We start from the raw sequence: 23980 nt of genomic DNA, 5'->3' as shown, positions 1-23980 counted from the left end.
TGCAACCAAGACCTCCAGAGGGCGAAACATGTTGCGTAAATTCCTGCTGACCTCCGTCATGGCCCTTGCGGGTCTTGGGCTTGCCGCGCCGGTCCTGGCGCAGGACGGGCCCTTGCGGATCGAGATCACCGACGGCGTGATCGAGCCGATGCCCTTCGCCATCGCCCGCTTCCACGACGAGGGCGGCGCGGGCGAATACCTGGCACAGGTGCAGAACCTGATCGCCGCCGACCTGACCGGCACCGGCCTGTTCCGCGAGATCCCGGCCAGCGCCCATATCGCGCGGCCCGAAAGCTTCGACGCGCCGGTCTCCTACGAGGACTGGAAGGCGATCAACGCCCAGGCGCTGATCACCGGATCGGTCAAGGTCGAGGGCGGCAAGGTCGTGGTCAAGTTCCGCCTGTTCGACGTCTTCGCCGGCCAGCCGCTGGGCGACGGCATGCAGTTCGACGCCGCGACCGGCAACTGGCGCCGGGCCGCGCACAAGGCGGCCGACCAAGTCTATTCGCGGCTGACGGGCGAGGGGCCCTATTTCGACAGCCGCGTCGCCTTCGTGCAGGAAACCGGCCCCAAGGACGCGCGCCGCAAGCGTATCGGCATCATGGATTACGACGGCGCCAACGTGAAATGGCTGACCGACGATGCCACGCTGGTGCTGAAGCCGCGCTTTTCGCCCGACGGCTCGCGGCTGCTTTACACCAGCTATGCCACCGGCTTCCCGCAGGCGATGATGATGGACGTGAACTCGCTGGGCGTGCGCCAGCTGGGCGCGAGCCAGCAGGGCACGATGAGCTTTTCGCCCCGCTTTTCGCCCGACGGGCGCTGGATCGTCTATTCGCTGGAGAAAAGCGGCAATACCGACATCTACCAGATGGATGCCGCGACCGGGGCGCAGCGGGCGCTGACCAATGCGCCCTCGATCGAGACCTCGCCCAGCTACAGCCCGGACGGCAAGCAGATCGTCTTCGAAAGCGACCGCTCGGGGACGCCGCAGCTTTATGTCATGGGCGCGAACGGCGGCGAGCCCAGGCGGATCAGCTTTGGCGAGGGGCGCTATGGCACCCCGGTCTGGTCGCCGCGCGGCGACATGATCGCCTTTACCCGGCAGGTGGGCGGCAAGTTCCACATCGGCGTCATGCGCACCGATGGTTCGGAAGAGAAAATGCTGACGGAATCGTTCCTTGACGAGGGCCCGACTTGGGCCCCCAATGGGCGCGTCGTGATGTTCACGCGGGTGACGCCGGGCGGCGACGGCCAGCCGCGCCTGCATTCGGTGGACATCACGGGGCGCAACATGCGCCCGGTCAAGATCAACGGTGCAGCCTCGGACCCCGATTGGGGCCCGCTGCTGCCCTGAAGCGCGTAAGATGGACAGGATTATGAAAACTTTCATGAAAATTGCCGCGATCGGCGCCGTTCTCGCGCTGGCGGCCTGCGCCCGGCCGGCACAGGACATGCAGGTCCAGGATCCCTATGCCGGGGCGGGCGGCCTGGGCGGGGTGGGCGCGACCGCGCTGCCGGGCACGGCCGAATATTTCAAGGCCAGCGTCGGCGATACCATCCTGTTTCCGCTGGACCAGTCCACCCTGACCGCCGAGGCGCGGATGACCCTGGCCAACCAGGCCGGCTGGCTGAACCAGAACCAGGGCTTCTCGGCCGTGATCGAGGGCCATGCCGATGAGCAGGGCACCCGCGAATACAACCTCGCCCTGGGTGCCCGGCGCGCCAATTCGGTGCAGGAATACCTGATTTCGCAAGGCATCGCGCCGGGCCGGCTGCGCACCGTCAGCTATGGCAAGGAGCGCCCGCTGGCGATCTGCTCGACCGAGGAATGCTTTACCAAGAACCGCCGCGCCGTGACCGTGGTCAGCCCAGGGGCGGGCATGTGATGGCGGCCCGGGGTTTCAGGGGGCTGCTGCTGGCCGCCGGTTTCGCGCTGGCGGCCTGGCCCGCGGCGGCGCAGGATGCGCGGACCCTGGCCGACATCCGGGCCGAGCTGTCCCAGCTTTCGTCCGACCTGCAAAGCCTGCGCGCGCAGCTTGTCGCCTCGGGGCCTGCCGGTTTCGCGGCGGCGGGCGGCGACAGCGCCATCGACCGCATGAACGCGATGGAGGCGCGGCTGGCGCAGCTGACCGGCCAGACCGAGCAATTGCAGAACCGCATCGACCGCATCGTCCGGGACGGCACCACCCGCATCGGCGACATCGAGTTCCGCCTGTGCGAGATGGAGGAGGGCTGCGACCTGGGCAGCCTGACCACGCCGACGCTGGGCGAGCAGGGCGGATCGGCGCCCCTGCCGTCCTCGGACCAGCAGGGCGCGCTGGCGCAACCCAAGACCCCCTCGGCCGGGGCTGCCGCGACCGCGGCGGAAAAGGCCGATTTCGACCGGGCTCGGGAGGTGCTCGGTCAAGGTGACTTTCACCGTGCTGCGGAACTCTTCGCGGCCATTGCCGAAACCCATGCTGGCGGCCCGCTGACCGCCGAGGCGCTGTTCCTGCGCGGGGCGGCGCTGGATTCCGCCGGCGACCTGGAAGGCGCGGGCGTGGCCTGGCTGGAAAGCTTTGCCGCCAACCCGAACGGGTCGCAGGCGGCGGATGCGCTTCTGGGCCTGTCGCGGGCCATGTCCGCCAAGGCCGGCCCGCAGGAAGGCTGCTTCTATCTTCAGGAAATCATCGCCCGCTTCCCCGCCGCCCCGCAGGCGGCCGAGGCCGAGCGGCGCATCGCCGAGACCGGCTGCGACGCGCCGGCCGAGCCGCTGGACGAGGATCTGGACCCCGAGGCCGCCGCGGACATGGCGGATGACGGCTGAGCCGGTCGCGGTGCGGGTCCATGCCGCGCTGGACCATCTGGCCGGCACCCGCCCCGCGTTGGGCATCGCCCTGTCGGGGGGCGGCGATTCCACCGCCTTGCTGCACCTGGCCCATGGCTGGGGCCGCGCGCGCCTGCTGGCGGCGACCGTCGATCACGGGCTGCGCCCCGGCTCGGCCGCCGAGGCGCAAGAGGCCGGTCTGGCGGCCGCGGCCCTGGGCATTCCCCATGAAACCCTGCGCTGGACCCGCCGGGACGGCGGCAACCTGATGGCCGCCGCGCGCGAGGCGCGGCTGGGCCTTCTGGCCGATTGGGCCGGGCGGCACGGCCTGTCCGCCGTGCTTCTGGGCCATACGCTGGACGACCAGGCCGAGACCGTGCTGATGCGTCTGAACCGGGGTGCTGGCGTGGACGGGCTTTCCGCCATGGCCCCTGCGCGCGAGGCTTTTGGCGTGACCTGGCTGCGCCCCCTGCTCGACGTCGGCCGCGCCGAACTGCGGCAATGGCTTGCGGCGCGCGGGCTCGGCTGGGCCGACGATCCCTCGAACGAGAACGAGGGCTTCGAGCGGGTGCGGGTGCGCAAGACCATCGCCGCGCTGGACCTGCCGATGCGGCAGCTGGCGCAATCGGCGGCGAATCTCGCCATGGCGCGCGATGCGCTTTGCGCCTTCGCCGCGCAGGTGGCCCAAGGCGCGCAAAGCCGCGCCGGCTCGCTGGCATTGCCGCTCGACCCCTTTCGCGCCGCGCCGCTGGAGATCCGGCGGCGGCTTCTTGTCGCAGGGCTGCGCTTCGTCTCTGGTGCCGCCTATCCCTCCCGGCGCGAGGCGGTGCTGCACGCGCTGGCGGCGCTGGAAACCGGCACGCGCCTGACGCTGGAGGGCGTCATCGCCGAGCCGCGGGACGGGTTCCTGTGGCTGGTCCGCGAACCGGCCGCCGCCGCCCGCAGCCCCGCCGCCGAAGGTGCCGATGCGGTCTGGGACCGGCGCTGGCGCGTGGACGGCCTGCGCGCGGGCCAGCAGGTGCGCGCGCTTGGCCATGACCCGCTGCCGGGGCTGGACTGGCGCGGCGCCGGCCTGACCCGGGACGAGGCGGCCTCCAGCCCCGGCATCTGGGCGGGCGGGCGGCTGATCGCGGCGCCCGTGCTGCGGCCGGTGCCGGATTGCGGCGCAAAGCCGCTGCGCGGGATGGAGGAATTCGGCGCGCTGCTCTATACGCATTGAACCTGACGCCGGAATCCCTATTTTCAGGCGGAAGCCTGTTTACCCGCGGAGGACATGCCTTTGGGCAACGCGCGCAATATCGCCTTCTGGGTGGTGCTGTTTCTGATGATCCTGGCCCTGTTCAACCTGTTCAGCGACGGATCGGCCCAGATGAACAGCCGCCAGATCAGCTATTCCGATTTCATCCAGCGGGTGGAAAAGGATGAGATCACGGCCGTCACCATCGACGGCGAAAACGTCGGCATCATCGCCAAGGACGGCAAGCAATATGCCACCGTGCGGCCGCAGGGCGAAGAAATCGCGGACCGGCTGATCGGCAAGGGCGTCGAGGTCAAGGTCGAGCGCCAGCAGCAATCGGGCTTCATGTCGCTCCTGGGCGTCTGGCTGCCCTTCATCCTGCTGATCGGCGTCTGGATCTTCTTCATGAACCGCATGCAGGGCGGCGGCAAGGGCGGGGCCATGGGCTTCGGCAAGTCGCGCGCCAAGCTCCTGACCGAAAAGCACGGCCGCGTGACCTTCGACGACGTGGCCGGCATCGACGAGGCCAAGGAAGAGCTGGAAGAGATCGTCGAATTCCTGCGCAACCCGCAGAAATTCTCGCGCCTCGGCGGCAAGATCCCGAAAGGCGCGCTGCTGGTCGGCCCGCCCGGCACGGGTAAGACGCTGCTGGCCCGCGCCATCGCCGGCGAGGCTGGCGTGCCCTTCTTCACCATCTCGGGTTCGGATTTCGTCGAGATGTTCGTCGGCGTCGGCGCCAGCCGCGTCCGCGACATGTTCGAGCAGGCCAAGAAATCCGCCCCCTGCATCGTCTTCATCGACGAGATCGATGCGGTCGGCCGCGCCCGCGGCGTCGGCATCGGCGGCGGCAACGATGAGCGCGAACAGACCCTGAACCAGCTGCTGGTCGAGATGGACGGCTTCGACGCCAACGAAGGCGTCATCATCATCGCCGCCACCAACCGCAAGGACGTGCTGGACCCGGCGCTTCTGCGCCCCGGCCGCTTCGACCGCCAGATCTATGTGCCGAACCCCGACATCAAGGGCCGCGAAAAGATTCTCGGCGTGCATTCGCGCAAGGTGCCGGTCGGCCCCGACGTGGACCTGCGCATCATCGCCCGCGGCACGCCGGGCTTTTCCGGCGCCGACCTGATGAACCTAGTCAACGAGGCCGCGCTGATGGCCGCGCGCATCGGCCGCCGTTTCGTGACCATGGAGGATTTCGAGAACGCCAAGGACAAGGTCATGCTGGGCGTCGAGCGCCGCAGCATGGTCCTGACCCCCGAGCAGAAGGAAAAGACCGCCTATCACGAGGCCGGCCACGCCATCGTCGGCCTGTCGCTGCCGAAATGCGACCCGGTCTACAAGGCGACGATCATCCCGCGCGGCGGCGCGCTCGGCATGGTGGTCAGCCTGCCGGAAATGGACCGGCTGAACTATCACAAGGACGAGGCCAAGCAGAAGCTGGCCATGACCATGGCCGGCAAGGCCGCCGAGATCATAAAATACGGCGAGGAAGGGGTGTCGAACGGCCCGGCCGGCGACATCCAGCAGGCGAGCGCGCTGGCCCGCGCCATGGTGATGCGCTGGGGCATGTCCGACAAGGTCGGCAACATCGACTATGCCGAGGCGCATGAGGGCTATTCCGGCAATACCGGCGGCTTCTCGGTCTCGGCCGCGACCAAGGAGCTGATCGAGCAGGAGGTCCATGACCTGATCGAGGAAGGCTATCGCGAGGCCTATCGCATCCTGAACGAGAAGCAGGAAGAGTTCGAGCGCCTGGCCAAGGGGCTCCTGGAATACGAAACCCTGACCGGCGAGGACATCGGCCGGGTGATCCGGGGCGAGCCACTGGGCGGCGACGACGATGCGCCCGGCTCCTCGATCCCCTCGGTCAGCGCGATTCCGCGGGCGGGCGCCGCCAAGCCCGCGCCGGACGCCGCGCCCCAGCCGCAGGGCTGACGCCCCGGTCGGAAACAGGAAAGCCCCCGGATCGGCTCCGGGGGCTTTTTCATTGGCGGAGCCTGCGAGGGCCGGGAAAGATGCGGCGGGTCAGAACAGCAAAAGCGCGACCGCGCCCAGCGCGAGGCCCAGGCCGAAACCCAGGTTGATGACAAGGCTTGCTGGTTTCATCCGGTATCCTTTCCAAAGCGGGGCGGCTCCTTTCCCCAGTTGACGGCAAAACGTCGATTCGGACCAAGGCGTTCCCGCTTCGGCGGAAATCCGCCTATCGCCTGCGGCAATTTCGACACAGCCGGGGCTTGCACCGGACGGCGGGGCAGGGCATGGGACGGGATATGAGCCGCCCCGAACCCGAACTGCCGCCGAACTCTGCCATGCCCGAACTGCGCGCGCGCATCGACGCGCTGGATGCGCGGCTGGTGGCGCTGCTGGCGGAACGCTCGGCGCTGATCGACGAGGCGGCGCGGATCAAGCTGCGCGAGAACCTGCCCGCCCGCATCGACAGCCGCGTCGAGGAGGTCGCCGCCAATGCCCGCCGGCTTGCCCTGCGCCAGGGGCTGGATCCCGACCTGGCGGAACGGCTGTGGCGGGTGATGATGGAGCATTTCATCGCCCAGGAGGACCGGGTGCTTTCCGATCCCCGCCGCGACTAGGCTGCCGCCTGAACCGGATTTAGCCGATGATGCTGGTGCCTCAGGGCGGTAGCAGGTCGCCAGCGGAGGGGGCACCCAAGGGCCAAGCCGGTGCGCTGCGAAGGCGGATCAGCCCCGAGATCTGCGTAGCCGCCGATAGAATTCCGCTGTCCCTTGCACTCCATCGTGGCGCGGCAGGGCCTTTGCGATGTAACGACCAACCCCCAAAAACCGCTGCAAGCACCTCTGCCACTTCGCGCCAAACGGCCGCCGGGGCCGTCGGCCAACACTCACCGGGGCCGTAAGGGTCCGGGGAATGCCCATTATGCCGGTGATGAAGCTTGCCGGGGGCTTTGCCCCCGCGCGTTCCGCGCTCCCCCAGGATATTTGTCCACGAAAGAAGCCGGGGGACGATTGGCCCGTTCTTTCGTGGAAAAATATCCTGCGGGGGTCCGGGGGCGCAAAGCCCCCGGCTGCGACATTGCCCAGGCTGGACAAGGGGGCATTCTCAGACCGGGATCATCGTGCCCTGGAGCATGGCGACATGCTTGCGCCTGTCCCCGGTTTCGGCCCAGACATCGGCGGCGACCACCAGGATGCGGCGGCCGGGGCGGATCACCCTTCCCTCGGCCACCAGCCGGTCCCCGGTCGCGGGGGACATCAGGTTGATCTTCATCTCGACCGTCATCACCTCGGCCTCCTCCGGCATCAGCGTCAGCGCGGCATAGCCTGCCGCCGAATCGCCGATCGAGAAGGCGAGGCCGGCATGGCCCGCGCCATGCTGCTGCAGCGAGCCGGGCAGGATCGGCGCGGCGATGGCGACCTGGCCGGGCCCGACGCTTTCCAGCCGCGCGCCCAGGGTGCGCATCATGCTCTGGCGGTCGAAACTGGCGCGGATGCGGCTTTCCAGGTCATTCATCGAACAGGCTCTCCTGCGTGCGGGGGGCGTCGAGGCCCAGGTGGCGCCAGCCCAGCCGCGCCAGCATGCGGCCGCGCGGCGTGCGGGCGACCAAGCCCTGCTGCATCAGGTAGGGCTCGATCACCTCCTCGATGGAATCGCGGCTTTCCGACAGCGCGGCCGAAAGCGTCTCGACCCCGACCGGGCCGCCGCCGTAATGTTCGGCCATCAGCGTCAGGTAGCGCCGGTCGGCCATGTCGAGGCCCAGGTGATCGACGCCAAGCCGGGTCAGGGCGGAATCGGCGATCTGGCGGGTCAGCCTGCCGTCGCCCTCGACCAGCGCGAAGTCCACCACCCGGCGCAAGAGCCGGCCGGCGATGCGGGGCGTGCCGCGGGCGCGGCGGGCGATCTCGCGCGTGCCCTCGGGTTCCGAGGGGATGCCCATCAGCCGGGCGCCGCGGGTCACGATCAGGTCCAGTTCCTCGATGGTGTAGAATTGCAGCCGGGTCGGGATGCCGAAGCGGTCGCGCAGGGGCGTGGTCAGCAGGCCCAGCCGGGTGGTGGCCCCGACCAGGGTGAAGGGTTGCAGCTCGATCCGCACCGTTCGCGCCGCCGGGCCTTCGCCGATCACCAGGTCCAGCTCGAAATCCTCCATCGCCGGATAGAGGATCTCCTCGACCGCCGGGTTCATGCGGTGGATCTCGTCGATGAACAGCACGTCGCGGGCTTCCAGGTTGGTCAGGATCGCGGCCAGGTCGCCCGCCCGCGCCAGCACCGGGCCGGAGGTCATCTTGAAGTTCACCCCCAGCTCGCGCGCCATGATCTGCGCCAGCGTGGTCTTGCCGAGGCCGGGGGGGCCGTGGAACAGCGTGTGGTCCATGGCCTTGCCGCGCATCCGCGCGCTTTCGATGAAGACGCGCAGGTTCGCCCGCGCCTCGGCCTGGCCGACGAAATCCTCGAGCCGCTGCGGGCGCAGCGCACGGTCCTCGCCGTCGCTTTCCAGCGGTTCGGGGCGCAGCATCGGGTCGGGCTGGCTCATCTTGCGCCCCAGGGGCCGGTGCCCGCGCCCGCGGCCATGGCTTGCAGCCGGGCGATGCGCTCCTCGGTCGGGGGATGGGTGGCGAAGAGCCGGTCCATGCGCAGCGCATGCAGCGGGTTCACGATGAACAGGCTGGCCGCGGCCGGGTTGCGCTCGGCCGGGATGTTCACCACCTGGCCTGCGGCGCGCGAGATCTTGGCCAGCGCGCCGGCCAGCGCCATCGGCCGGCCGCAGATCTCGGCGCCGATGCGGTCGGCCTCGTATTCGCGGGTGCGCGAGATCGCCATCTGCACCAGCGCCGCCGCCAGGGGCGCGAAGATCATCGCCAGGATCGCCGCCAGCCCGCCGCCGCGATTGTCGTCGCGCCCGCCGAACATGCTGGAAAACATCAGCATGTTGCCCAGCATGGCGATGGCGCCGGCCATGGTGGCCGTCACCGTCATGACCAGCGTGTCGCGATGCTTGATATGCGCCAGCTCATGCGCGATCACCCCGGCCAGCTCGTCGCGGTTCAGAACCCGCATGATGCCCTGCGTCACCGCGACGGCGGCGTTTTCCGGGTTGCGGCCGGTGGCGAAGGCATTGGGCTGTTCGGTTTCCAGCACATAGACCTTGGGCATGGGCAGGCCGGCCCGCTGCGCCAGCGCCGCCACCATGTCGACCAGTTCCGGCGCCTGCTGGCGCGTGACCGGATGCGCGCCCTGCTGGCGCAGCACCATCTTGTCGCTGTTCCACCAGGCGAAGACATTGCCCGCCCCGGCGACCAGCAGCGCGATCACCGCGCCGCCCTGGCCGCCGATCAGCCAGCCCATGCCCATGACCAGCGCCGTCAGGGCGGCCATCAGGATGAAGGTGCGCAGGTTTCCGGTCATCGTCCTTACTCCTTGGGCGCCAGCAGCCGCAGGGCCGCGCGGATCAACGCGGCGGTCGGCGCGGCGGGTTCCCGTGCCGCGGCCTCGGCCACCGCCGAGGCGGCCTCGGACGGAGCATAACCCAGATTGCCGAGCGCCGAGAGCGCATCCGCCGTCGCCTGCGCCGAGGATGGGGCCGAATGCGCGGGGGCGGGCGCGGGGGCGGCGGTTTCGACCAGCTCGACCTCGGGCAGGGGGCCGGGATCGACGGTCAGCGCGCCGCCAAGCGCCATCACCGCCGGGGCCTTGTCCTTCAGTTCCATCACCACGCGCTGCGCCAGTTTCGGGCCGACGCCGGGGGCCTTGCGCAGCGCCGACCAATCGCCAAGCGCCAGCGCCCGCGACAGCCCGTCCGGCCCCAGCGTGCCCAGGATCGCCAGCGCCACCTTGGCCCCCACCCCCTGCACCGAGGTCAGGAGCCGGTGCCATTCCTTTTCCAGCAGCGTCGGAAAGCCGAAAAGCTGCAACAGATCCTCGCGCACCAGCAATTCGGTATAAAGCGCCGTTGCCTGTCCGGCGGCGGGCAGGCTGGCGGCGGTGCGTTCGCTGACATGGACGATATAGCCCACGCCGCGCACGTCGATCAGCACATGGTCCTGCGCCCGGTGCAGGATCACCCCGGCGATACGTCCGATCATTGCCCGACCCTCATGCGCTGGCCTTGATGCGCAGGGCGCGGCCCTGCAAGTGATGGGCGTGACAAATTGCCACAGCCAGAGCGTCGGCGGCATCAGCCCCGGCGAATTCGACGCCGGGCAGCATGAAGCGGACCATGTGCTGGATCTGTTCCTTGGCGGCATGGCCGACGCCGACCACGGCCTTCTTGACCGCGTTGGGGGCATATTCGCCGATTTCCAGCCCCGCCTCGGCGGGGGCGAGCATGGCGATGCCGCGCGCCTGGCCCAGCTTCAACGTGCCAAGCGCATCCTTGTTGACGAAGGTCTGCTCGACGGCGGCGGCATCGGGGGCGTGGCGGGCGATCACCGCGCAAAGCCCGCGGTAAAGCGTAGCAAGCCGCGGTCCCAGCTCGCCGGCCTCGGAATGGACGATGCCGTTGTCCAGGTGCCGCAGGCGCGGCCCCTCGACCGCGATCACGCCCCAGCCCATGTTGCGCAGGCCGGGGTCTATGCCGATGATCTTCATGCCTGTTCCCTTGTTTTGGCCAAGGGTTAGCACGAAAGGCGAACATCGCCTAGTTGCTTTGTCATTTGCTTGACATCGCCGCCCCCCCTCGCGAACAGGGGGGAACGAAGAAGGACGAGGGACAATGTCGCCAGCACTGATCGCCGCGCTTCCGTTCATCGGCGCGCTGCTGCCCGGATTGCTGATCCGCTCGGGCCGCGATGTCGCGGCTGTGGCCTGCGCGGCGGCCACGGCGGTCGCGCTTTTGGGGCTTGGCATGCACATCCCCGCGATCATGGCCGGCGAGGTGATCACCGCGCGCTTCGCCTGGCTGCCCTCGCTGGGGTTGAACGTGCATTTCCGCATCGACGGGCTGGCGCTTCTGTTCGGCATCCTGATCCTGGGGATCGGCCTGCTGATCATCGCCTATGCGCGCCACTACCTGTCGAGACGCGACCCGGCGGGCGTGTTCTATACCTATCTGATGCTGTTCCAGGGCGCGATGCTGGGCATCGTGCTGTCCGACAACATCCTGCTGCTGCTGGTGTTCTGGGAACTCACCTCGCTGTCCTCGTTCCTGCTGATCGGCTATTGGAAGCACCTGCCCGAGGGGCGGCAGGGCGCGCGCATGGCGCTGACCGTGACCGGCATGGGCGGGCTGGCGATGATCGCGGGCATGCTGATCCTGGGCAATATCGCCGGCAGCTTCGACATCAGCGACATCCTGGCCGCGCGGGACGCGGTGCAGGCCAGCCCGTATTACCTGCCCGCGCTGCTGCTGATCCTGCTGGGGGCATTCACCAAATCGGCGCAGTTCCCGTTCCATTTCTGGCTGCCGCACGCGATGGCGGCGCCGACGCCGGTTTCGGCCTATCTGCATTCGGCGACCATGGTGAAGGCGGGGCTGTTCCTGATGGCGCGGCTGTGGCCGGTGCTGTCGGGCACGCCGGAATGGTTCTATATCGTCGCCACCACCGGGCTTGTGACCATGGTGCTGGCGGCCTGGATCGCCATCTTCCGCGACGACCTGAAATCGCTGCTGGCCTTTTCCACCGTCTCGCACCTGGGCCTCATCACCATGCTCCTGGGCTTCGGCACCGAGGCGGCGGCGGTGGCGGCCGTGTTCCATATCGTCAACCACGCCACCTTCAAGGCGGCGCTGTTCATGACCGCCGGCATCATCGACCACGAGGCCGGCACCCGCTCCATCGCCCGGCTGGGCGGGTTGCGCCGGCTGATGCCGATCACCTTCGTCATCGGCACCGTGGCGGCACTGTCCATGGCCGGCATCCCGCCGCTCAACGGCTTCCTGTCCAAGGAGCTGATGCTGGAACAGGCCACCCATGCCGCGTGGCAGGGCCATCCGGGCCTGGTCGCGGCGATGGCCACGCTGGGGGCGCTGTTCTCGGTCTGCTATTCGCTGCGCTTCGTCTGGCAGGTGTTCCTGGGCCCCGAGCGCCAGGATTACCCGCACCGCCCGCATGATCCGGGCTTCGGCCTGTGGTCCGCCCCGGCGCTGCTGGCGGTGCTGGTGGTGCTGATCGGGCTGTTTCCCGACCCAATGGCCGGCTGGCTGGTCGCGGCCTCGGCCAGCGCCGTCACCGGCACGGCGCAGCATCCGCATCTGGCGCTGTGGCATGGCGTGACTCCGGCGCTGATGCTGTCGGCCGTCGCGCTGGCGGGCGGGGTGGCATTGCTGGCGCTGAACCGCCGGCTGCTGGCCCTGCGCGCGGCAATGGCATGGCCCGAGGCCAAGGCGATCTTCGACGCCATCACCCGCGCAGTCACCTGCGCGGCGGGCTTCCTGACCGACCGGCTGACGAACGGGTCCATGGCGCGGGCCTTTGCCGCCTTTTCGCTGACCGTGGTGCTTTGCGGGCTCTGGGCCTTCTCGACCGGGGGCTGGCAGGGCGCGACGCGGCCGATGCTGCCCATCCAGCCGGTGCCGCTGGTCGGCTGGGTGCTGCTGATGGTGGCGACCTGCTGCATGGTCGCCTTTCACCGCCGCCGCATCCTGGCGCTGGTGCTGGTCGGCATCATCGGGCTGATGGTCTCGGTCAGCTTCATCTACCTGTCGGCCCCGGACCTGGCGCTGACGCAGATCTCGGTCGAGGTGGTGACGGTGGTCCTGCTGCTGCTGGCGCTGAACTTCCTGCCCAAGTTCACCGTGATCGAAAGCCCCGACCGCAAGCGCGGCCTGGACGCCTTCATCGCCACGCTGACCGGGCTGGGCTTTGGCGCGCTGGCCTATGTCATCATGCGCAGCGACTTCGCCTTTTCCCCGATCTCGGAATACATGCTGGCCAACAGCTACAAGCTGGGCGGCGGCGACAACGTGGTCAACGTGATCCTGGTGGACTTCCGCGGCTACGATACCTTCGGCGAGATCACCGTGCTGGGCATCGCCGCGTTGACCATATTCGCCCTGACCGAGACGCTGCTGGCCGGCGCCAGCGGCCGGCGGCTGCGCAACTGGGTCCATGACAGCCGCCGCGCCGGCGACCGCCATCCGCTGATGCTGGTGGTGGTGACGCGGCTGGTCCTGCCCATCGCGCTGGTGGTGGGGCTTTATATCTTCCTGCGCGGCCACAACATGCCGGGCGGCGGCTTCGTCGCCGGGCTGGTGGTTTCGGTGGCGCTGGTGTCGCAATACATGGCCTCGGGCTTTGCCTGGGCGCAGGAGCGGCAAAAGATCAACTATCACGCGCTGATCGGCGCCGGCGTCATCGCCGCCGGGCTGACCGGCATCGGCGCCTGGTTCGCGGGGCTGCCTTTCCTGACCTCGACCTATGGCTATGTGAAGCTGCCGGGGCTCGAGGAGTTCGAGCTGGCCTCGGCCATGGGCTTCGACCTGGGCGTGTTCCTGTGCGTGGTGGGGGCGGTGATGCTGGCGCTGAACTCGCTGTCGCGCATCGCGCGGACGGCGGGCGAGACGGTGAACCTGCACCCGATGGACATCGACCCCAGCAAGGAGGCGCGGCGCTGATGGAACTGCTGCTGTCAAGCGCGATCGGCATGCTGACCGCGGCGGGGGTCTATCTGATCCTGCGCCGGCGCAGCTTTGCGGTGGTGCTGGGCATGACCATGCTCAGCTATGCCATCAACCTGTTCCTGTTCTCGACCGGGCGGCTGGTGGTGAACGCGCCGCCGGTGCTGCGGGACGGGGCGGCGAGCTATACCGACCCGCTGCCGCAGGCGCTGGTGCTGACCGCCATCGTGATTTCCTTCGGCATGACCGCGGTGGTGGTGATGATGGCGCTGGGGGCCTTCCTGGAAGGGGGCGACGACCGCGTGGACATGCCGCGCGCCGACCGCCTGCCGGCCGATTCCCTTTCTGCCGATCGCATGTCCGGGGATGGTGACGCATGAGCCACCTGATCATCGCCCCCGTCGTCCTGCCCGCGGTCATCGGGCCGCTCATCATCCTGTGGATGCGCCACGACCTGCTGCTGCAGCGGGTGTTCTCGGTCGCCGCGACCGCGGCGCTGGCCGGGGTGGCGCTTTACCTCAACCTGCTGGCGGCGGGCGGAGAGGTGCAGGTCTATCGCCTGGGCAACTGGGCCGCGCCCTTCGGCATCGTCTTGATGCTGGACCGGCTGGCGGCGCTGATGCTGCTTCTGACCGCGCTTCTGGCGCTGGCGGTGCAGCTTTACGCCATGGGCTCGGGCTGGGACCGCAAGGGCCGGCATTTCCATGCGCTCTGGCAGTTCCAGCTGATGGGGGTCTGCGGCGCCTTTCTGACCGGCGACGCCTTCAACCTGTTCGTGTTCTTCGAGATCCTGCTGATCGCCAGCTACGGGCTGATGATCCACGGCGGGGGCGAGATGCGGCTGCGCGCCGGCGTGCAATACATCGCCTACAACCTCGCCGGCTCGACCCTGTTCCTGGCGGCGCTGGGGGTGCTCTATTCCGTCACCGGCACGCTGAACATGGCCGACATGGCGCTGCGCGTGGCGGCGATGCCGGCCGAGGACACGGCGCTCTTGCGCGTCGGCGCGGTGCTCTTGATGCTGGTCTTTGCGATCAAGGCGGCGCTGGTGCCGCTGCATTTCTGGCTGCCCTCGACCTATGCCAATGCGCCGGGGCCGGTGGCGGCGCTGTTCGCCATCATGACCAAGGTGGGGGTCTATGGCATCATCCGCTTCTTCACCCTGGTCTTTCCGCAGGATGCGGTCACGCAAAGCGTGGTGGCGGACCTGCTGCTGCCCGCGGCGCTGTTCACCCTGGCCATCGGCCAGGTCGGCATCCTCGGCACCCGCCACCTGGGCCGGCTGGCCGCCTTCGCCGCCATCGGCTCGATCGGCACGCTGATGATCGCGGTGGCGCAATTCACGCCGCAGGGCACCTCGGCCGCGGTCTATTACCTGGTCCATTCGACGCTGGCGGCCGGCGCGCTGTTCCTGGTCATGGACATGATCGGCGCGCGCCGGGGCGACCTGTGGCTGCGGCTGGACCGGGTGATGCCGGGCAACGGGCTCGTCGCGGCGCTGTATTTCGTCGCCGCCATCGCCGTGGTGGGGATGCCGCCCTTCTCGGGCTTCGTCGGCAAGCTCTTGGTGATGCAGGCGACCGGGGGGGCGCCGGCGATGGTCTGGATCTGGGCGATCATCCTGATCACCTCGCTGGTCGCGATCTATGCCCTGTCGCGGGCCGGCACCATCCTGTTCTGGAAAAGCTTCGAGCTTGGCTTGGCCCCCGTTCCGCCTGCGGCAGCCGCGGCTGGCCCCAAGCTGGAGCCGGACGAGCCGGTCCAGGATCTCGGCGATGCGCCGGCGAACTGGCTGGCAGTGGCCTCGGTGGTGCTGCTCCTGTCGGGCATCGTCGCGCTGACTGCATTCGCCGGCCCCGCCATGCGCCTGGCCGAGGCGACGGCGGCGCAGCTTCACGACCCCGACGCCTATGTCTCGGCCGTGCTGGAAGGGCAGGAGGGCACGAAATGATCCGCCGGCTGTTCCCGCATCCCTGGCTGTCCTTCACCCTGGCGCTGGTCTGGATGGCCCTGGTCAATCGCTGGGCCGTGGGCTCGCTGGTCTTTGCCGCGATGATCGGCGTGGTGGTGCCGCTGATCACCGCACCCTATTGGCCCGGCACGAACGGCTATCGCGCGCCCTCCAGGATCCCCGCCTATCTGGCCATGGTCCTGTGGGACATCGCCAAGGCGAATTTCACCGTGGCGCAGATCGTGCTGTTCATGCCGCGCCGCGCGCTTCGGCCGGCCTGGATCGCCGTGCCGCTGGAGCTGCGCCACCCCGAGGCGATCACGGCGCTGGCCGCGACCATCACCCTGACCCCCGGCACGGTCAGCTGCGACCTGTCCGAGGACGGGCGCGCCCTGCTGGTCCATGCCATGCACGCCCCCAACCCGGATGCGGTTCTGGACGAGATCAAGACCCGCTACGAGGCCCGGCTGAAGGAGATCTTCGAATGATCGGATACGCGCTGCTCTTCGCCTATGGCTGCTTTTCGCTGGCGCTGCTGTTCTGCCTCTACCGCGTGGTCTTCGCGCCGGGCCTGTCGGACCGGGTGCTGGCGCTGGACACCATGGCGATCAACATGATCGCGCTCCTGACGCTGTTCGGCATCGACAAGGGCACGACGATGTATTTCGAGGCCTCGCTGATGTTCGCCATGGTCGGCTTCATCTCGACCGTGGCCTATGCGAAATTCGTCCTGCGCGGCGACATCATCGAATAGGGGATGGGCATGATCGCGGAAATCATCGTCTCGGTCCTGCTGGTGCTGGGCGGGTTCTTCGGCCTCGTCGGCTCCTACGGGCTGGTCAAGCTGCCCGACCCGATGACCCGGCTACACGCGCCGACGAAATCGGCGACGCTGGGCGTCGGGGCGGTGCTGGTCGCCTCGCTGATCTGGTTCCCGGCGCGGCACGGGGTGCTGACCTGGCACGAGTTGCTGATCACGCTGTTCCTGTTCCTGACCGCGCCGGTCACGGGCTATTTCATCGCCAAGGCGCATATGCACCTGGGCTGGAGCCGCGACGACCTGCCCCGCCCGGCGCCCGGCAAGGACTGGGCGACCTTCTGCGACCCGGACAAGGAAAGCCTGGTCGACCGGCAGCCGGGGGACTAGCCAGGCGGTACGCTTGCTGGGGGGCTTTGCCCCCGCGCGTTCCGCGCTCCCCCAGGATATTTATCCACGAAAGAAGCGGGGGGGGCGGGAAAGCCGGTGCGGCCGCTTCTTTTGTGCTTAAATATCCTGCGGGGGTCCGGGGGCGCAAAGCCCCCGGCTGCGCCGGTCCCGCCGGACCGGCCGTGAAAAAGGGGCGGAAAGCCCGCCCCCTCTCGTTCCGGCCTGATGCGCGGTTCAGATCAGCCCGGCGTGGGCCAGCGCCGCGTCGACGCGGGCCTTGGTCGCATCGGTCAGCCCGACCAGCGGCAGGCGCACGGCGTCGCTGCAAAGGCCCAGCCGCGACATGGCGTATTTCGCGCCCGCCACCCCCGGCTCCAGGAAGATCGCCACATGCAGCGGCATCAGCTTGTCCTGGTAGTCCAGCGCGCGGGCGTAGTCGCCCGCCAGCGTCGCTTCCTGGAACGCGGCGCAGAGCCGGGGCGCCACGTTCGCCGTGACCGAGATGCAGCCGACGCCGCCATGGGCGTTGAACCCCAGCGCCGTCGCGTCCTCGCCCGAAAGCTGGACGAAATCCTTGCCGCAGGCCGCGCGCTGCATCGAGACGCGCTCGAGCTTGCCGGTCGCGTCCTTGACGCCGATGATGCGCGGCAGCCGGGCCAGTTCGCCCATGGTCTCGGGCGCCATGTCGATGACCGAACGGCCGGGGATGTTGTAGATGATGATCGGCAGGTCGCTTGCGTCGTGCAGCGCGGTGTAATGCGCGACCAGCCCGGCCTGGGTCGGCTTGTTGTAATAGGGCGTCACCACCAGTGCCGCATCGGCGCCCGCCGCCTGCGCGTGCTGCACCAGCCCGATCCCCTCGCGCGTCGAGTTCGAGCCGGCGCCGGCGATGACCGGGATGCGGCCGGCCGCCATGCGCACGACCTCTTCGATCACCTTGCGGTGTTCCTCATGGCTCAGCGTCGGGCTTTCGCCGGTGGTGCCGACGGGCACCAGCCCGTGGCTGCCCTGGTCGACATGCCACTCGACAAGCTTTTCCAGCGCGGGGAGATCCAGCTCCCCGTCCGGGGTGAAGGGCGTGACCAGCGCGGGCAGCGAGCCTCTGAACATGTGGGTATCCTGAATTTGCCTCTGATGGCGGCTTACATGCGGATGCGCGGATTGCCAAGGATGTGAGTTGCGCCGCGCGGCGGAACCTCGCAGAAATGGGGCCATGATGTATCCTTTCCGCGACAGGATCCTGGGGCCGGCACTGGCCCTTGCGCTGAGCTTCGCCCTGCCGGCCGGGGCCGAGGATGCCGGGCATCTGTCCCGCGCCCTGGCGGCGGCGGCGATGCGCGACTGGACCAGCGCCGCGGCCGCGGCCGAAGCCTCGGGGCCCATCGCCCGCGACCTGATTGCCTGGCAGCGGCTGCGGGCCGGGCAGGGCGGCTGGCCGGAATATCGCGACTTTGCCCGCCGCCATGCGGATTGGCCCGGCATGGCGCTGTTCTGGAAGCGCGGCGACGCGGTGCTGCGCCCCGACCTGCCTCCGGCCGAGGTGATCGCGTGGTTCGGCACCCGCCGGCCCGACACGCTGAACGGTGCCACGGCCCTGATCGTGGCCCTGCAGGCGACCGACCCCGCGGCCGCCAGGGCCGAGATCGCGCGGTTCTGGACCGAGCAGGCGCTGACCAAGCCCGAGGCCGACGCCTTTCTGGCCGCCCATGGCGCCGAGGTTGCCGGGCTGCACGATGCGCGGCTGATGCGGCTTCTGGATCTGGGCGAATGGCAGGCGGCGCAGGTGGTGCTGCCCATGGCCTCGGTCCCGGCGCAAGCCCTGGGCCGCGCCCGGCTGGCGCTGCAATCGGGGCAGGCCGGGGTGGATGCGCTGATCCTGGCCCTGCCCGAGGCGCAGCGGGACGATGCGGGCCTGGCGCTCGACCGTTTCCGCTGGCGGGTCTGGGCCAAGATGCCCGAACTGGCGCGCGACCTGATGCTGGAGCGCTCGACCAGCGCCGAGGCGCTGCGCGATCCCGCGGCCTGGGCCGGCAAGCGCGCCGATTACGCGCGCCTTGCGCTGCGGCAGGGCGACTGGACCCTGGCCGAAAGGCTGGCCGCCGGGCATTTCCTGCCGCCGGGCAGCGATGCCTTTTCCGACCTGGAGTGGCTGGCGGGCTATGCCGCGCTGCGCGGCGGCGCGGCGGACCGGGCGCTCCAGCATTTCCGCACGCTCGAGCGGGCGGTGGCGAGCCCGATCTCGCTGTCGCGCGCGCATTACTGGCAGGGCCGGGCGCTGGAGGCCGGGGGCGACGAGGCCGGCGCCGGTGCGGCCTATGCCCGTGCCGCCGCATACCAATCCGCCTGGTATGGCCAGCTGGCCGCCGAAAGGCTGGGCCTGCCGATGCAGCCCGCGCTGGCCGTCGCCGGGCGCAGCGAGGCCAGCCTGCCCGACTGGCGCGGCAGCCCGCTGCGCACTAACCCGGTCTGGCAGGCCGGCACTTGGCTGGTCGCGGCGGGCGAGCCCGACCAGGGCGCGCGCTTCTTCCTGCACCTGGCCGAAACCGCCGCGCCCGAGGACATCGGCCGCATGGCGCGGATGATGCTGGAGATGCGGCAGCCCTGGCACGCGCTGCGCCTGGCCAAGGCCGCCGCCGCCAAGGGCGCGGTCTACCCGGCCGCCTATTTCCCGCTGACGGGCCTTGAGAACAGCGAGCTGGGCCTGCCGCCCGAGCTGGTCATGGCCATCGCCCGGCGCGAAAGCGAGTTCAACCATACCGTCTCGTCGCATGCCGGGGCGCTGGGGCTGATGCAGGTCATGCCCGACACCGCGCGTTCCATGGCGCGCAAGGTCGGCGAGCCCTTCGAACAGGGGCGGCTGACCCGCGACGCCGCTTATAACGCCCGGCTGGGCGCTGCCTATCTGGCGGGGCTGCGCGACCGCTTCGGTCCCTCGATCGCGCTGGTCGCGGCGGGCTACAATGCCGGGCCGGGGCGCTCGGCCCGCTGGCTGGACGAGTTCGGCGACCTGCGCGGGCAGGTGGACCCGGTCGATTGGGTCGAGATGATCCCCTTCGACGAGACGCGCAACTACGTCATGCGCGTGGCCGAGGCGCTGCCGGTCTATCGCGCCCGCATCAAGGGCCAGCCGGTGCCGCTGGTGCCGACATGGGATCTGACCGGGGGCGGCATGAAGCCCGCGCCGGCGCCGCCGCCGATCCGGCTGGTCGCCTCGTCCCGGCCGTCGATGCCGGCGCGCCGGCTGGCGGCCTATGCCGCGGGCGGCGTGCTGGCCGAGGTGCTGGGCCCGGCGCCGGTCGAGGAGGCCAGCGCCGCCCCGCTTAGCGCTGCCCGGCCCGCTCGCGCTGGCGAGCGCGCCACCAGGTGAACAGGCCGGCGCCGACGACGATGAGGCCGCCGAGGGCGACGTTCGGCGCCAGCGTCTCGCCAAAGATCACCACGCCAAAGAGGCTGACCCAGACGAGCTGGGTATAGGAGAACGGCTGCAAGGCCGAGGCCTCGGCCAGCTCATAGGCCTTGATGAGCATGAAATGCGCCACCACCGCCGCAAAGCAGAGCAGCAGGAGCCAGGGGATGTCGCGCCCGGCGATGGGCTCCCAATGCCAGATGCCGACCAGGGTGATGGCGACGGCCCCGGCGATGCCGGTCCAGAAAAAGCTGACCATGGCCGGATCGTCGCGCCCGACCATCCGGGTCAGCAGGCCATAGACCGCGAACATGGCCGCGCCGACGAAGGGCAGCACCGCATCGGCGCTGAAGACGCCGCTGCCCGGTTTCAGCACGATCAGGATGCCGACGAAGCCCACGGCGACCGCCGCCCAGCGGCGCCAGCCGACCTTTTCGCCCAGGACCGGCCCGGACAGCGCCGAGATCAGCAACGGGTAGCAGGCAAAGATCGCATGGGTGTTGATCAGGCCCAGCCGCACGAAAGCCTCGACCGTGACCACGACCTCCGCCACCAGCAGCACGCCGCGGAATATCTGCGTCCAGGGCCGTTTTGAACGGACGGCGCGGCCCAGTCCGCCCGGTGCCCGTGCGCAAAGCAGGATCACGAAGGCCGCGAAGAACCAGAAGCGCAGCATGATGACGAAGATCGGCGAATAGGTGGCGCCCAGATAGCGCGAGATGCCGTCCTGCGCCGCAAAGATCAGCGCCGAGGCACAGATCATCAGGATCGCCGCGCCCTGCCGTTCGGCGCGCGGCACGGCAAGCGGCGGCGGGACGGCAGGCGGGCTGGCTGCCGGGGCCATCAGCGGCCCCGTCTGGCGGTTGTTGGGCATTGCGGATATCCCAGTCTTGAGTTTCGCCCATGCCCTTGCACGCGGCAAAGGTCAAGCCGGGCTCAGTCGCGCTGACGCACCAATCCTGCGAACTCGTCGAAAAGCTGCGGGTTGGCGGCGACGATCGAGCCCGATTCGATCGCGCTCTGCTCGGGCCGGATCGATTCGACGAAGCCGCCGGCCTCTTTCACCAGCAGGATGCCGGCGGCCACGTCCCAGGACTTGATGCCACGTTCCCAATAGCCCTCGTAGCGGCCGGCCGCGACATAGGCGAGGTCCAGCGAGGCCGCGCCCCAGCGCCGGACGCCCGCGGTCAGCGGCATCAGCCGCGACAGGTCGCGCAGCGTCGCGGGCAGGGTGCCGCGCCCGGCAAAGGGCACGCCGGTGGCAAAGATCGATTCGATCATCTGCCGGCGGCCCGAGACGCGGATGCGGCGGTCGTTCAGGAAGGCGCCGTCGCCGCGCTCGGCGGTGAACAGCTCGTCCTTGGCGGCGTCGAAGACCACGGATGCGACGATCTCGCCCTTATGCTCCAGCGCGATCGAGACCGCCCAATGCGGCAGGCCGTGCAGGAAGTTGGTGGTGCCGTCCAGCGGGTCGACGATCCAGCGCCGGGTCGGGTCTTCGCCGGCTTCCTCGCCGGTTTCCTCGCCGATCCAGCCGTAGTTCGGGCGGGCGGTGCGCAGCTCTTCCTTGATGATGCGCTCGGCTTCGCGGTCGGCGCGGCTGACGAAATCGCCCGCGCCCTTGACCGAGACCTGGAGGTTCTCGACCTCGCGGAAGTCCTTGACGAGGCTGCGGCCCGCCTTGCGCGCGGCCTTGATCATGATGTTGAGATTGGCGCTGGCCATGGCTTTTCCTTTTTGGGATTGCCAGCCTATTAGGCGAAGGGCCGCGCAAAGTGAAGCCGGCGCGGCCGCTAGTGCGTTGCGATCATGGCATAGCCGGGATGAAAGGCCACCCGGACCGAGGTGATGGCGCCCAGGTCGTTGAAGGTGGTGCGCTGCAGGATCAGAAGCGCGGTGCCCTGCCGCGTCTCCAGCAGCCGGGCGTCGCGGGCGCTGGCGTTCTCGGCCGAGAAGGCCATGTCGGCATGCAGCCAGGGAAAGTTCCTGACCAGCCATTCGTTGGCGGTGATGCGCTGGAAGTCCACCGCCTCGGCCCCCGGCGCGGCGGCGGGGTTGATCCAGCGGTCCTCGGCCTGGAAGGGCTTGTCGTCGCCGTAATGCACGGTGCGCAGGTGGATCAGCTCGCGCCCCTCGGGCAGGGCCATGCGGGCGGCGACATCGGCCGGCAGCGGGCTGCGGCGCTGCGCGACGACGCGGTGGCTGTATTCCATCCCCGCCTGCTCGATCTGCTCGCGCACGATGGGGATGGTCAGCGTGGCCTTGCGCGCCGGGTTCACCGTCACATGGGTGCCGGCGCGGCGCTTGCGGTCCAGAAGCCCCTCTTCGGCCAGCATTTGCAGCGCCTTGTTCACCGTGGCGCGGGCGACGCCGAATTCGACGGCCAGTTCGGCCTCGTCCGGGATGCGGTCGCCCTGCCGCCATTCGCGGTCCACGATGCGGCGGCGCACCTCGCTAGTGATGGCTTGCGCCTTGGAGGCGTTTCTTTCGGTCACATGCGATCCTGAAGCCGGGCTATGGTTGCCAGATAATCGGCGATGATGCGGTCGCGGTCCATATGCCTGCCGTCCCGCACGACATGGCGGCCCGCCGACCAGACGTCGCGCACCAGCCCGTCATGGCCGGCAAAGACCAGGCTGTCGAGCAGCTGGTCGCCCTTGCGCCCGGCCATGACCGGATTGTCCAGCCCGACCGCGATCAGGTCGGCCCAGAGGCCGGGCCGGATCGCCCCCGTCTCGCGCCCCGCCGCCGTGGCGCCGCCGTCGAGCCCGGCCTCGTAGATCACCCGCCCGGTCGAGCGTTCCGGCTGGGCCAGGATCGCCCGGCCGCGGTCGCGCAGGCGCTGGCTGTATTCCAGCGTCCGCAGTTCCTCGACCAGAGAGATGCGGATGTTGCTGTCCGAGCCGAAGCCGATGCGGCCCTGCGCCTCGGCCCAGATGGTGCCGTTGAAGATGCCGTCGCCCAAGGACGATTCGGTGATCGGGCACAGCCCCGCCACGGCGCCGGTGGCGGCCAGGCGGCGGGTCTCGTCCTCGGTCATGTGGGTCAGGTGGATCAGCGTCCAGCGCCGCTCGGGCTGGTGGTTGTCCAGCAGCCATTCGACCGGGCGGCGGCCATAGGCGGCGCTGATTTCCTCGATCTCGGGCAGCTGCTCGGCCAGGTGCATGTGCAGCGGCCGGCCGGGGCGCAGCGCGACGCAGGCTTGCAGGCCCTCGGGGCTGACCGCGCGCAGCGAATGCGGGGCGACGCCGATGCCCGAATCGGCGGGCAGGGCGCGCAGCGCGGCCTCGCAACCGTCCAGCAGGCGCTGGAACTCCTCGGGCGTGGTGCCGAAACGGTTCTGGCCGGGGGCGAGCGGCCGGCGGTCCACGCCGCCGAACTGGTAATGCACCGGCAAGAGCGTCAGGCCGATGCCGGTGCGCCCGGCGGCGGCGGCGATGCGTTCGCCCATCTCGGCGATATTGTCGTAATGCGCGCCGCCGGGGCGGTGGTGCAGGTAATGGAACTCGACATTGGTGGCATAGCCGGCCTCCAGCATCTCCATCTGCACCAGCGCGGCGATCGCCTCGACATCCTCGGGCGTCAGGTGGTCGAGGAAGCGATACATGATCTGGCGCCAGGTCCAGAAGGTGTCGCGCGGCTCGGGGCCCTTCGCTTCGCTGAGGCCGGCCATGGCGCGCTGGAAGGCGTGGCTGTGCAGGTTGGCAAGCGCCGGCAGCAGCAGGCCCGTGCGATGGCCCTGCGGGGCGGCGTCCTTTTCCACCGCCGCGATTCGGTCCTGTTCGACCGTCACCCGGACATTTTCTGCCCATCCATCGGGCAACAAGGCCCGCTCCGCCCAGATAACCGTCATCCCGTCGCCCTTCTTTGTGCCAAAATAAGTTTAGACATAGAGATG

Annotated in this window: 23 protein-coding genes; 13 read left to right on the top strand and 10 right to left on the bottom strand. The window is 69.4% G+C overall.

The window, feature by feature from the left end:
• Window positions 1-46: 46 nt before the first annotated feature.
• The 6 genes from tolB to E3U25_RS17030 all read left to right on the top strand — a co-directional run bounded on the left by tolB (window position 47) and on the right by E3U25_RS17030 (window position 6640).
• A complete protein-coding gene (gene tolB, locus E3U25_RS17055; RefSeq protein ID WP_370362679.1) occupies window positions 47-1357 on the top strand; it encodes a Tol-Pal system beta propeller repeat protein TolB in 1311 nt (436 codons plus the stop codon).
• A gap of 22 nt (window positions 1358-1379) precedes the next feature.
• Window positions 1380-1889 carry a peptidoglycan-associated lipoprotein Pal gene (gene pal / locus E3U25_RS17050; RefSeq protein ID WP_166435538.1) on the top strand — a complete coding sequence of 170 codons (510 nt, stop codon included), beginning with the start codon at window positions 1380-1382 and terminating at the stop codon, window positions 1887-1889.
• Window positions 1889-2809: a tetratricopeptide repeat protein gene (locus E3U25_RS17045; protein ID WP_116222110.1), complete on the top strand. Its 921-nt coding sequence runs from the start codon at window positions 1889-1891 to the stop codon at window positions 2807-2809. Before pal ends, E3U25_RS17045 begins: the two co-directional genes overlap by 1 nt.
• On the top strand, window positions 2799-4028 hold the full coding sequence (tilS, locus tag E3U25_RS17040) for a tRNA lysidine(34) synthetase TilS (RefSeq protein WP_116222111.1): 1230 nt from the start codon (window positions 2799-2801) through the stop codon (window positions 4026-4028). The genes E3U25_RS17045 and tilS overlap by 11 nt, the downstream gene beginning before the upstream one ends.
• 60 nt (window positions 4029-4088) lie before the next feature.
• Window positions 4089-5987 carry an ATP-dependent zinc metalloprotease FtsH gene (gene ftsH / locus E3U25_RS17035; RefSeq protein WP_036752405.1) on the top strand — a complete coding sequence of 633 codons (1899 nt, stop codon included), beginning with the start codon at window positions 4089-4091 and terminating at the stop codon, window positions 5985-5987.
• Between the two features lie 335 nt (window positions 5988-6322).
• Window positions 6323-6640: a chorismate mutase gene (locus E3U25_RS17030; RefSeq protein WP_036752255.1), complete on the top strand. Its 318-nt coding sequence runs from the start codon at window positions 6323-6325 to the stop codon at window positions 6638-6640.
• 487 nt (window positions 6641-7127) lie between these two features.
• Here the strand turns inward: E3U25_RS17030 and E3U25_RS17025 are convergent, their stop codons facing one another.
• The 5 genes from E3U25_RS17025 to ruvC are packed head-to-tail and all read right to left on the bottom strand — an operon-like array spanning window position 7128 to window position 10610.
• A complete protein-coding gene (locus E3U25_RS17025; RefSeq protein WP_072461621.1) occupies window positions 7128-7538 on the bottom strand; it encodes a PaaI family thioesterase in 411 nt (136 codons plus the stop codon).
• A complete protein-coding gene (ruvB, locus tag E3U25_RS17020) occupies window positions 7531-8556 on the bottom strand; it encodes a Holliday junction branch migration DNA helicase RuvB (RefSeq protein ID WP_036752249.1) in 1026 nt (341 codons plus the stop codon). Before ruvB ends, E3U25_RS17025 begins: the two co-directional genes overlap by 8 nt.
• Window positions 8553-9428: a zinc metalloprotease HtpX gene (gene htpX, locus E3U25_RS17015; protein ID WP_072461620.1), complete on the bottom strand. Its 876-nt coding sequence runs from the start codon at window positions 9426-9428 to the stop codon at window positions 8553-8555. The genes ruvB and htpX overlap by 4 nt, the downstream gene beginning before the upstream one ends.
• A 5-nt stretch (window positions 9429-9433) precedes the next feature.
• Window positions 9434-10105 carry a Holliday junction branch migration protein RuvA gene (gene ruvA / locus E3U25_RS17010; protein WP_116222112.1) on the bottom strand — a complete coding sequence of 224 codons (672 nt, stop codon included), beginning with the start codon at window positions 10103-10105 and terminating at the stop codon, window positions 9434-9436.
• A gap of 10 nt (window positions 10106-10115) precedes the next feature.
• Window positions 10116-10610, bottom strand: coding sequence for a crossover junction endodeoxyribonuclease RuvC (gene ruvC, locus E3U25_RS17005; protein ID WP_116222113.1), 495 nt, complete (start codon window positions 10608-10610; stop codon window positions 10116-10118).
• Between the two features lie 124 nt (window positions 10611-10734).
• On the opposite strand from ruvC, the gene E3U25_RS17000 reads away from it, so the two are divergent.
• Genes E3U25_RS17000 through E3U25_RS16975 form a run of 6 tightly spaced genes read left to right on the top strand, consistent with a single transcriptional unit; the run spans window position 10735 to window position 16676 of the window.
• The gene (locus E3U25_RS17000; RefSeq protein ID WP_116222114.1) at window positions 10735-13575 is read left to right on the top strand and encodes a monovalent cation/H+ antiporter subunit A; all 2841 of its coding nucleotides are present in this window, start codon (window positions 10735-10737) and stop codon (window positions 13573-13575) included.
• Entirely contained in the window at window positions 13575-13958 is a 384-nt protein-coding gene (locus E3U25_RS16995) for a Na+/H+ antiporter subunit C (RefSeq protein WP_036752235.1), read from the top strand. The genes E3U25_RS17000 and E3U25_RS16995 overlap by 1 nt, the downstream gene beginning before the upstream one ends.
• Complete coding sequence (locus E3U25_RS16990; protein ID WP_072461617.1) at window positions 13955-15529, top strand: monovalent cation/H+ antiporter subunit D; 1575 nt, start codon at window positions 13955-13957, stop codon at window positions 15527-15529. Before E3U25_RS16995 ends, E3U25_RS16990 begins: the two co-directional genes overlap by 4 nt.
• Window positions 15526-16017, top strand: a complete 492-nt coding sequence (locus E3U25_RS16985; protein WP_116222115.1) for a Na+/H+ antiporter subunit E — start codon at window positions 15526-15528, stop codon at window positions 16015-16017. Before E3U25_RS16990 ends, E3U25_RS16985 begins: the two co-directional genes overlap by 4 nt.
• A complete protein-coding gene (locus E3U25_RS16980; protein ID WP_072461615.1) occupies window positions 16014-16283 on the top strand; it encodes a K+/H+ antiporter subunit F in 270 nt (89 codons plus the stop codon). Before E3U25_RS16985 ends, E3U25_RS16980 begins: the two co-directional genes overlap by 4 nt.
• 9 nt (window positions 16284-16292) lie before the next feature.
• The gene (locus E3U25_RS16975) at window positions 16293-16676 is read left to right on the top strand and encodes a Na+/H+ antiporter subunit G (protein WP_036752398.1); all 384 of its coding nucleotides are present in this window, start codon (window positions 16293-16295) and stop codon (window positions 16674-16676) included.
• 234 nt (window positions 16677-16910) lie between these two features.
• Here the strand turns inward: E3U25_RS16975 and dapA are convergent, their stop codons facing one another.
• Window positions 16911-17786 (bottom strand): 4-hydroxy-tetrahydrodipicolinate synthase, encoded by an 876-nt coding sequence (gene dapA / locus E3U25_RS16970; RefSeq protein WP_072461614.1) that lies wholly within the window; start codon window positions 17784-17786, stop codon window positions 16911-16913.
• Window positions 17787-17889: 103 nt separating this feature from the next.
• On the opposite strand from dapA, the gene E3U25_RS16965 reads away from it, so the two are divergent.
• Complete coding sequence (locus tag E3U25_RS16965; RefSeq protein ID WP_244295190.1) at window positions 17890-20043, top strand: lytic transglycosylase domain-containing protein; 2154 nt, start codon at window positions 17890-17892, stop codon at window positions 20041-20043.
• Here the strand turns inward: E3U25_RS16965 and E3U25_RS16960 are convergent.
• The 4 genes from E3U25_RS16960 to E3U25_RS16945 form a co-directional block, all read right to left on the bottom strand.
• A complete protein-coding gene (locus E3U25_RS16960; RefSeq protein ID WP_116222116.1) occupies window positions 19997-20956 on the bottom strand; it encodes a DMT family transporter in 960 nt (319 codons plus the stop codon). The genes E3U25_RS16965 and E3U25_RS16960 overlap by 47 nt on opposite strands.
• Window positions 20957-21018: 62 nt before the next feature.
• Window positions 21019-21807, bottom strand: a complete 789-nt coding sequence (locus E3U25_RS16955) for an inositol monophosphatase family protein (protein WP_036752221.1) — start codon at window positions 21805-21807, stop codon at window positions 21019-21021.
• Window positions 21808-21875: 68 nt separating this feature from the next.
• A complete protein-coding gene (locus E3U25_RS16950) occupies window positions 21876-22577 on the bottom strand; it encodes a histidine utilization transcriptional repressor HutC (protein ID WP_036752217.1) in 702 nt (233 codons plus the stop codon).
• Window positions 22574-23935, bottom strand: a complete 1362-nt coding sequence (locus E3U25_RS16945) for a formimidoylglutamate deiminase (RefSeq protein WP_116222117.1) — start codon at window positions 23933-23935, stop codon at window positions 22574-22576. The genes E3U25_RS16950 and E3U25_RS16945 overlap by 4 nt, the downstream gene beginning before the upstream one ends.
• Window positions 23936-23980: the final 45 nt, after the last annotated feature.

It is taken from the genome of Paracoccus versutus (assembly GCF_029909795.1).
Taxonomy (GTDB): Bacteria; Pseudomonadota; Alphaproteobacteria; order Rhodobacterales; family Rhodobacteraceae; genus Paracoccus; species Paracoccus versutus.
The sequence above is the reverse complement of the archived record's forward strand: the minus strand, read 5'-3'. Positions and strand labels throughout refer to the sequence as shown.

Coding starts and splice junctions, on each gene's coding strand:
- E3U25_RS16985 (WP_116222115.1), top strand. CDS start 15,526: ATGATCCGCCGGCTGTTCCCGCATCCCTGGCTGTCCTTCACCCTGGCG.
- E3U25_RS16955 (WP_036752221.1), bottom strand. CDS start 21,807: ATGGCCAGCGCCAATCTCAACATCATGATCAAGGCCGCGCGCAAGGCG.
- E3U25_RS16965 (WP_244295190.1), top strand. CDS start 17,890: ATGATGTATCCTTTCCGCGACAGGATCCTGGGGCCGGCACTGGCCCTT.
- htpX (WP_072461620.1), bottom strand. CDS start 9,428: ATGACCGGAAACCTGCGCACCTTCATCCTGATGGCCGCCCTGACGGCG.
- E3U25_RS16975 (WP_036752398.1), top strand. CDS start 16,293: ATGATCGCGGAAATCATCGTCTCGGTCCTGCTGGTGCTGGGCGGGTTC.
- E3U25_RS16990 (WP_072461617.1), top strand. CDS start 13,955: ATGAGCCACCTGATCATCGCCCCCGTCGTCCTGCCCGCGGTCATCGGG.
- ruvB (WP_036752249.1), bottom strand. CDS start 8,556: ATGAGCCAGCCCGACCCGATGCTGCGCCCCGAACCGCTGGAAAGCGAC.
- ruvC (WP_116222113.1), bottom strand. CDS start 10,610: ATGAAGATCATCGGCATAGACCCCGGCCTGCGCAACATGGGCTGGGGC.
- tilS (WP_116222111.1), top strand. CDS start 2,799: ATGACGGCTGAGCCGGTCGCGGTGCGGGTCCATGCCGCGCTGGACCAT.
- E3U25_RS17025 (WP_072461621.1), bottom strand. CDS start 7,538: ATGAATGACCTGGAAAGCCGCATCCGCGCCAGTTTCGACCGCCAGAGC.
- pal (WP_166435538.1), top strand. CDS start 1,380: ATGAAAACTTTCATGAAAATTGCCGCGATCGGCGCCGTTCTCGCGCTG.
- dapA (WP_072461614.1), bottom strand. CDS start 17,786: ATGTTCAGAGGCTCGCTGCCCGCGCTGGTCACGCCCTTCACCCCGGAC.
- E3U25_RS16995 (WP_036752235.1), top strand. CDS start 13,575: ATGGAACTGCTGCTGTCAAGCGCGATCGGCATGCTGACCGCGGCGGGG.
- ruvA (WP_116222112.1), bottom strand. CDS start 10,105: ATGATCGGACGTATCGCCGGGGTGATCCTGCACCGGGCGCAGGACCAT.
- E3U25_RS16960 (WP_116222116.1), bottom strand. CDS start 20,956: ATGCCCAACAACCGCCAGACGGGGCCGCTGATGGCCCCGGCAGCCAGC.
- E3U25_RS16945 (WP_116222117.1), bottom strand. CDS start 23,935: ATGACGGTTATCTGGGCGGAGCGGGCCTTGTTGCCCGATGGATGGGCA.
- E3U25_RS17000 (WP_116222114.1), top strand. CDS start 10,735: ATGTCGCCAGCACTGATCGCCGCGCTTCCGTTCATCGGCGCGCTGCTG.
- E3U25_RS17030 (WP_036752255.1), top strand. CDS start 6,323: ATGAGCCGCCCCGAACCCGAACTGCCGCCGAACTCTGCCATGCCCGAA.
- E3U25_RS16980 (WP_072461615.1), top strand. CDS start 16,014: ATGATCGGATACGCGCTGCTCTTCGCCTATGGCTGCTTTTCGCTGGCG.
- E3U25_RS17045 (WP_116222110.1), top strand. CDS start 1,889: ATGGCGGCCCGGGGTTTCAGGGGGCTGCTGCTGGCCGCCGGTTTCGCG.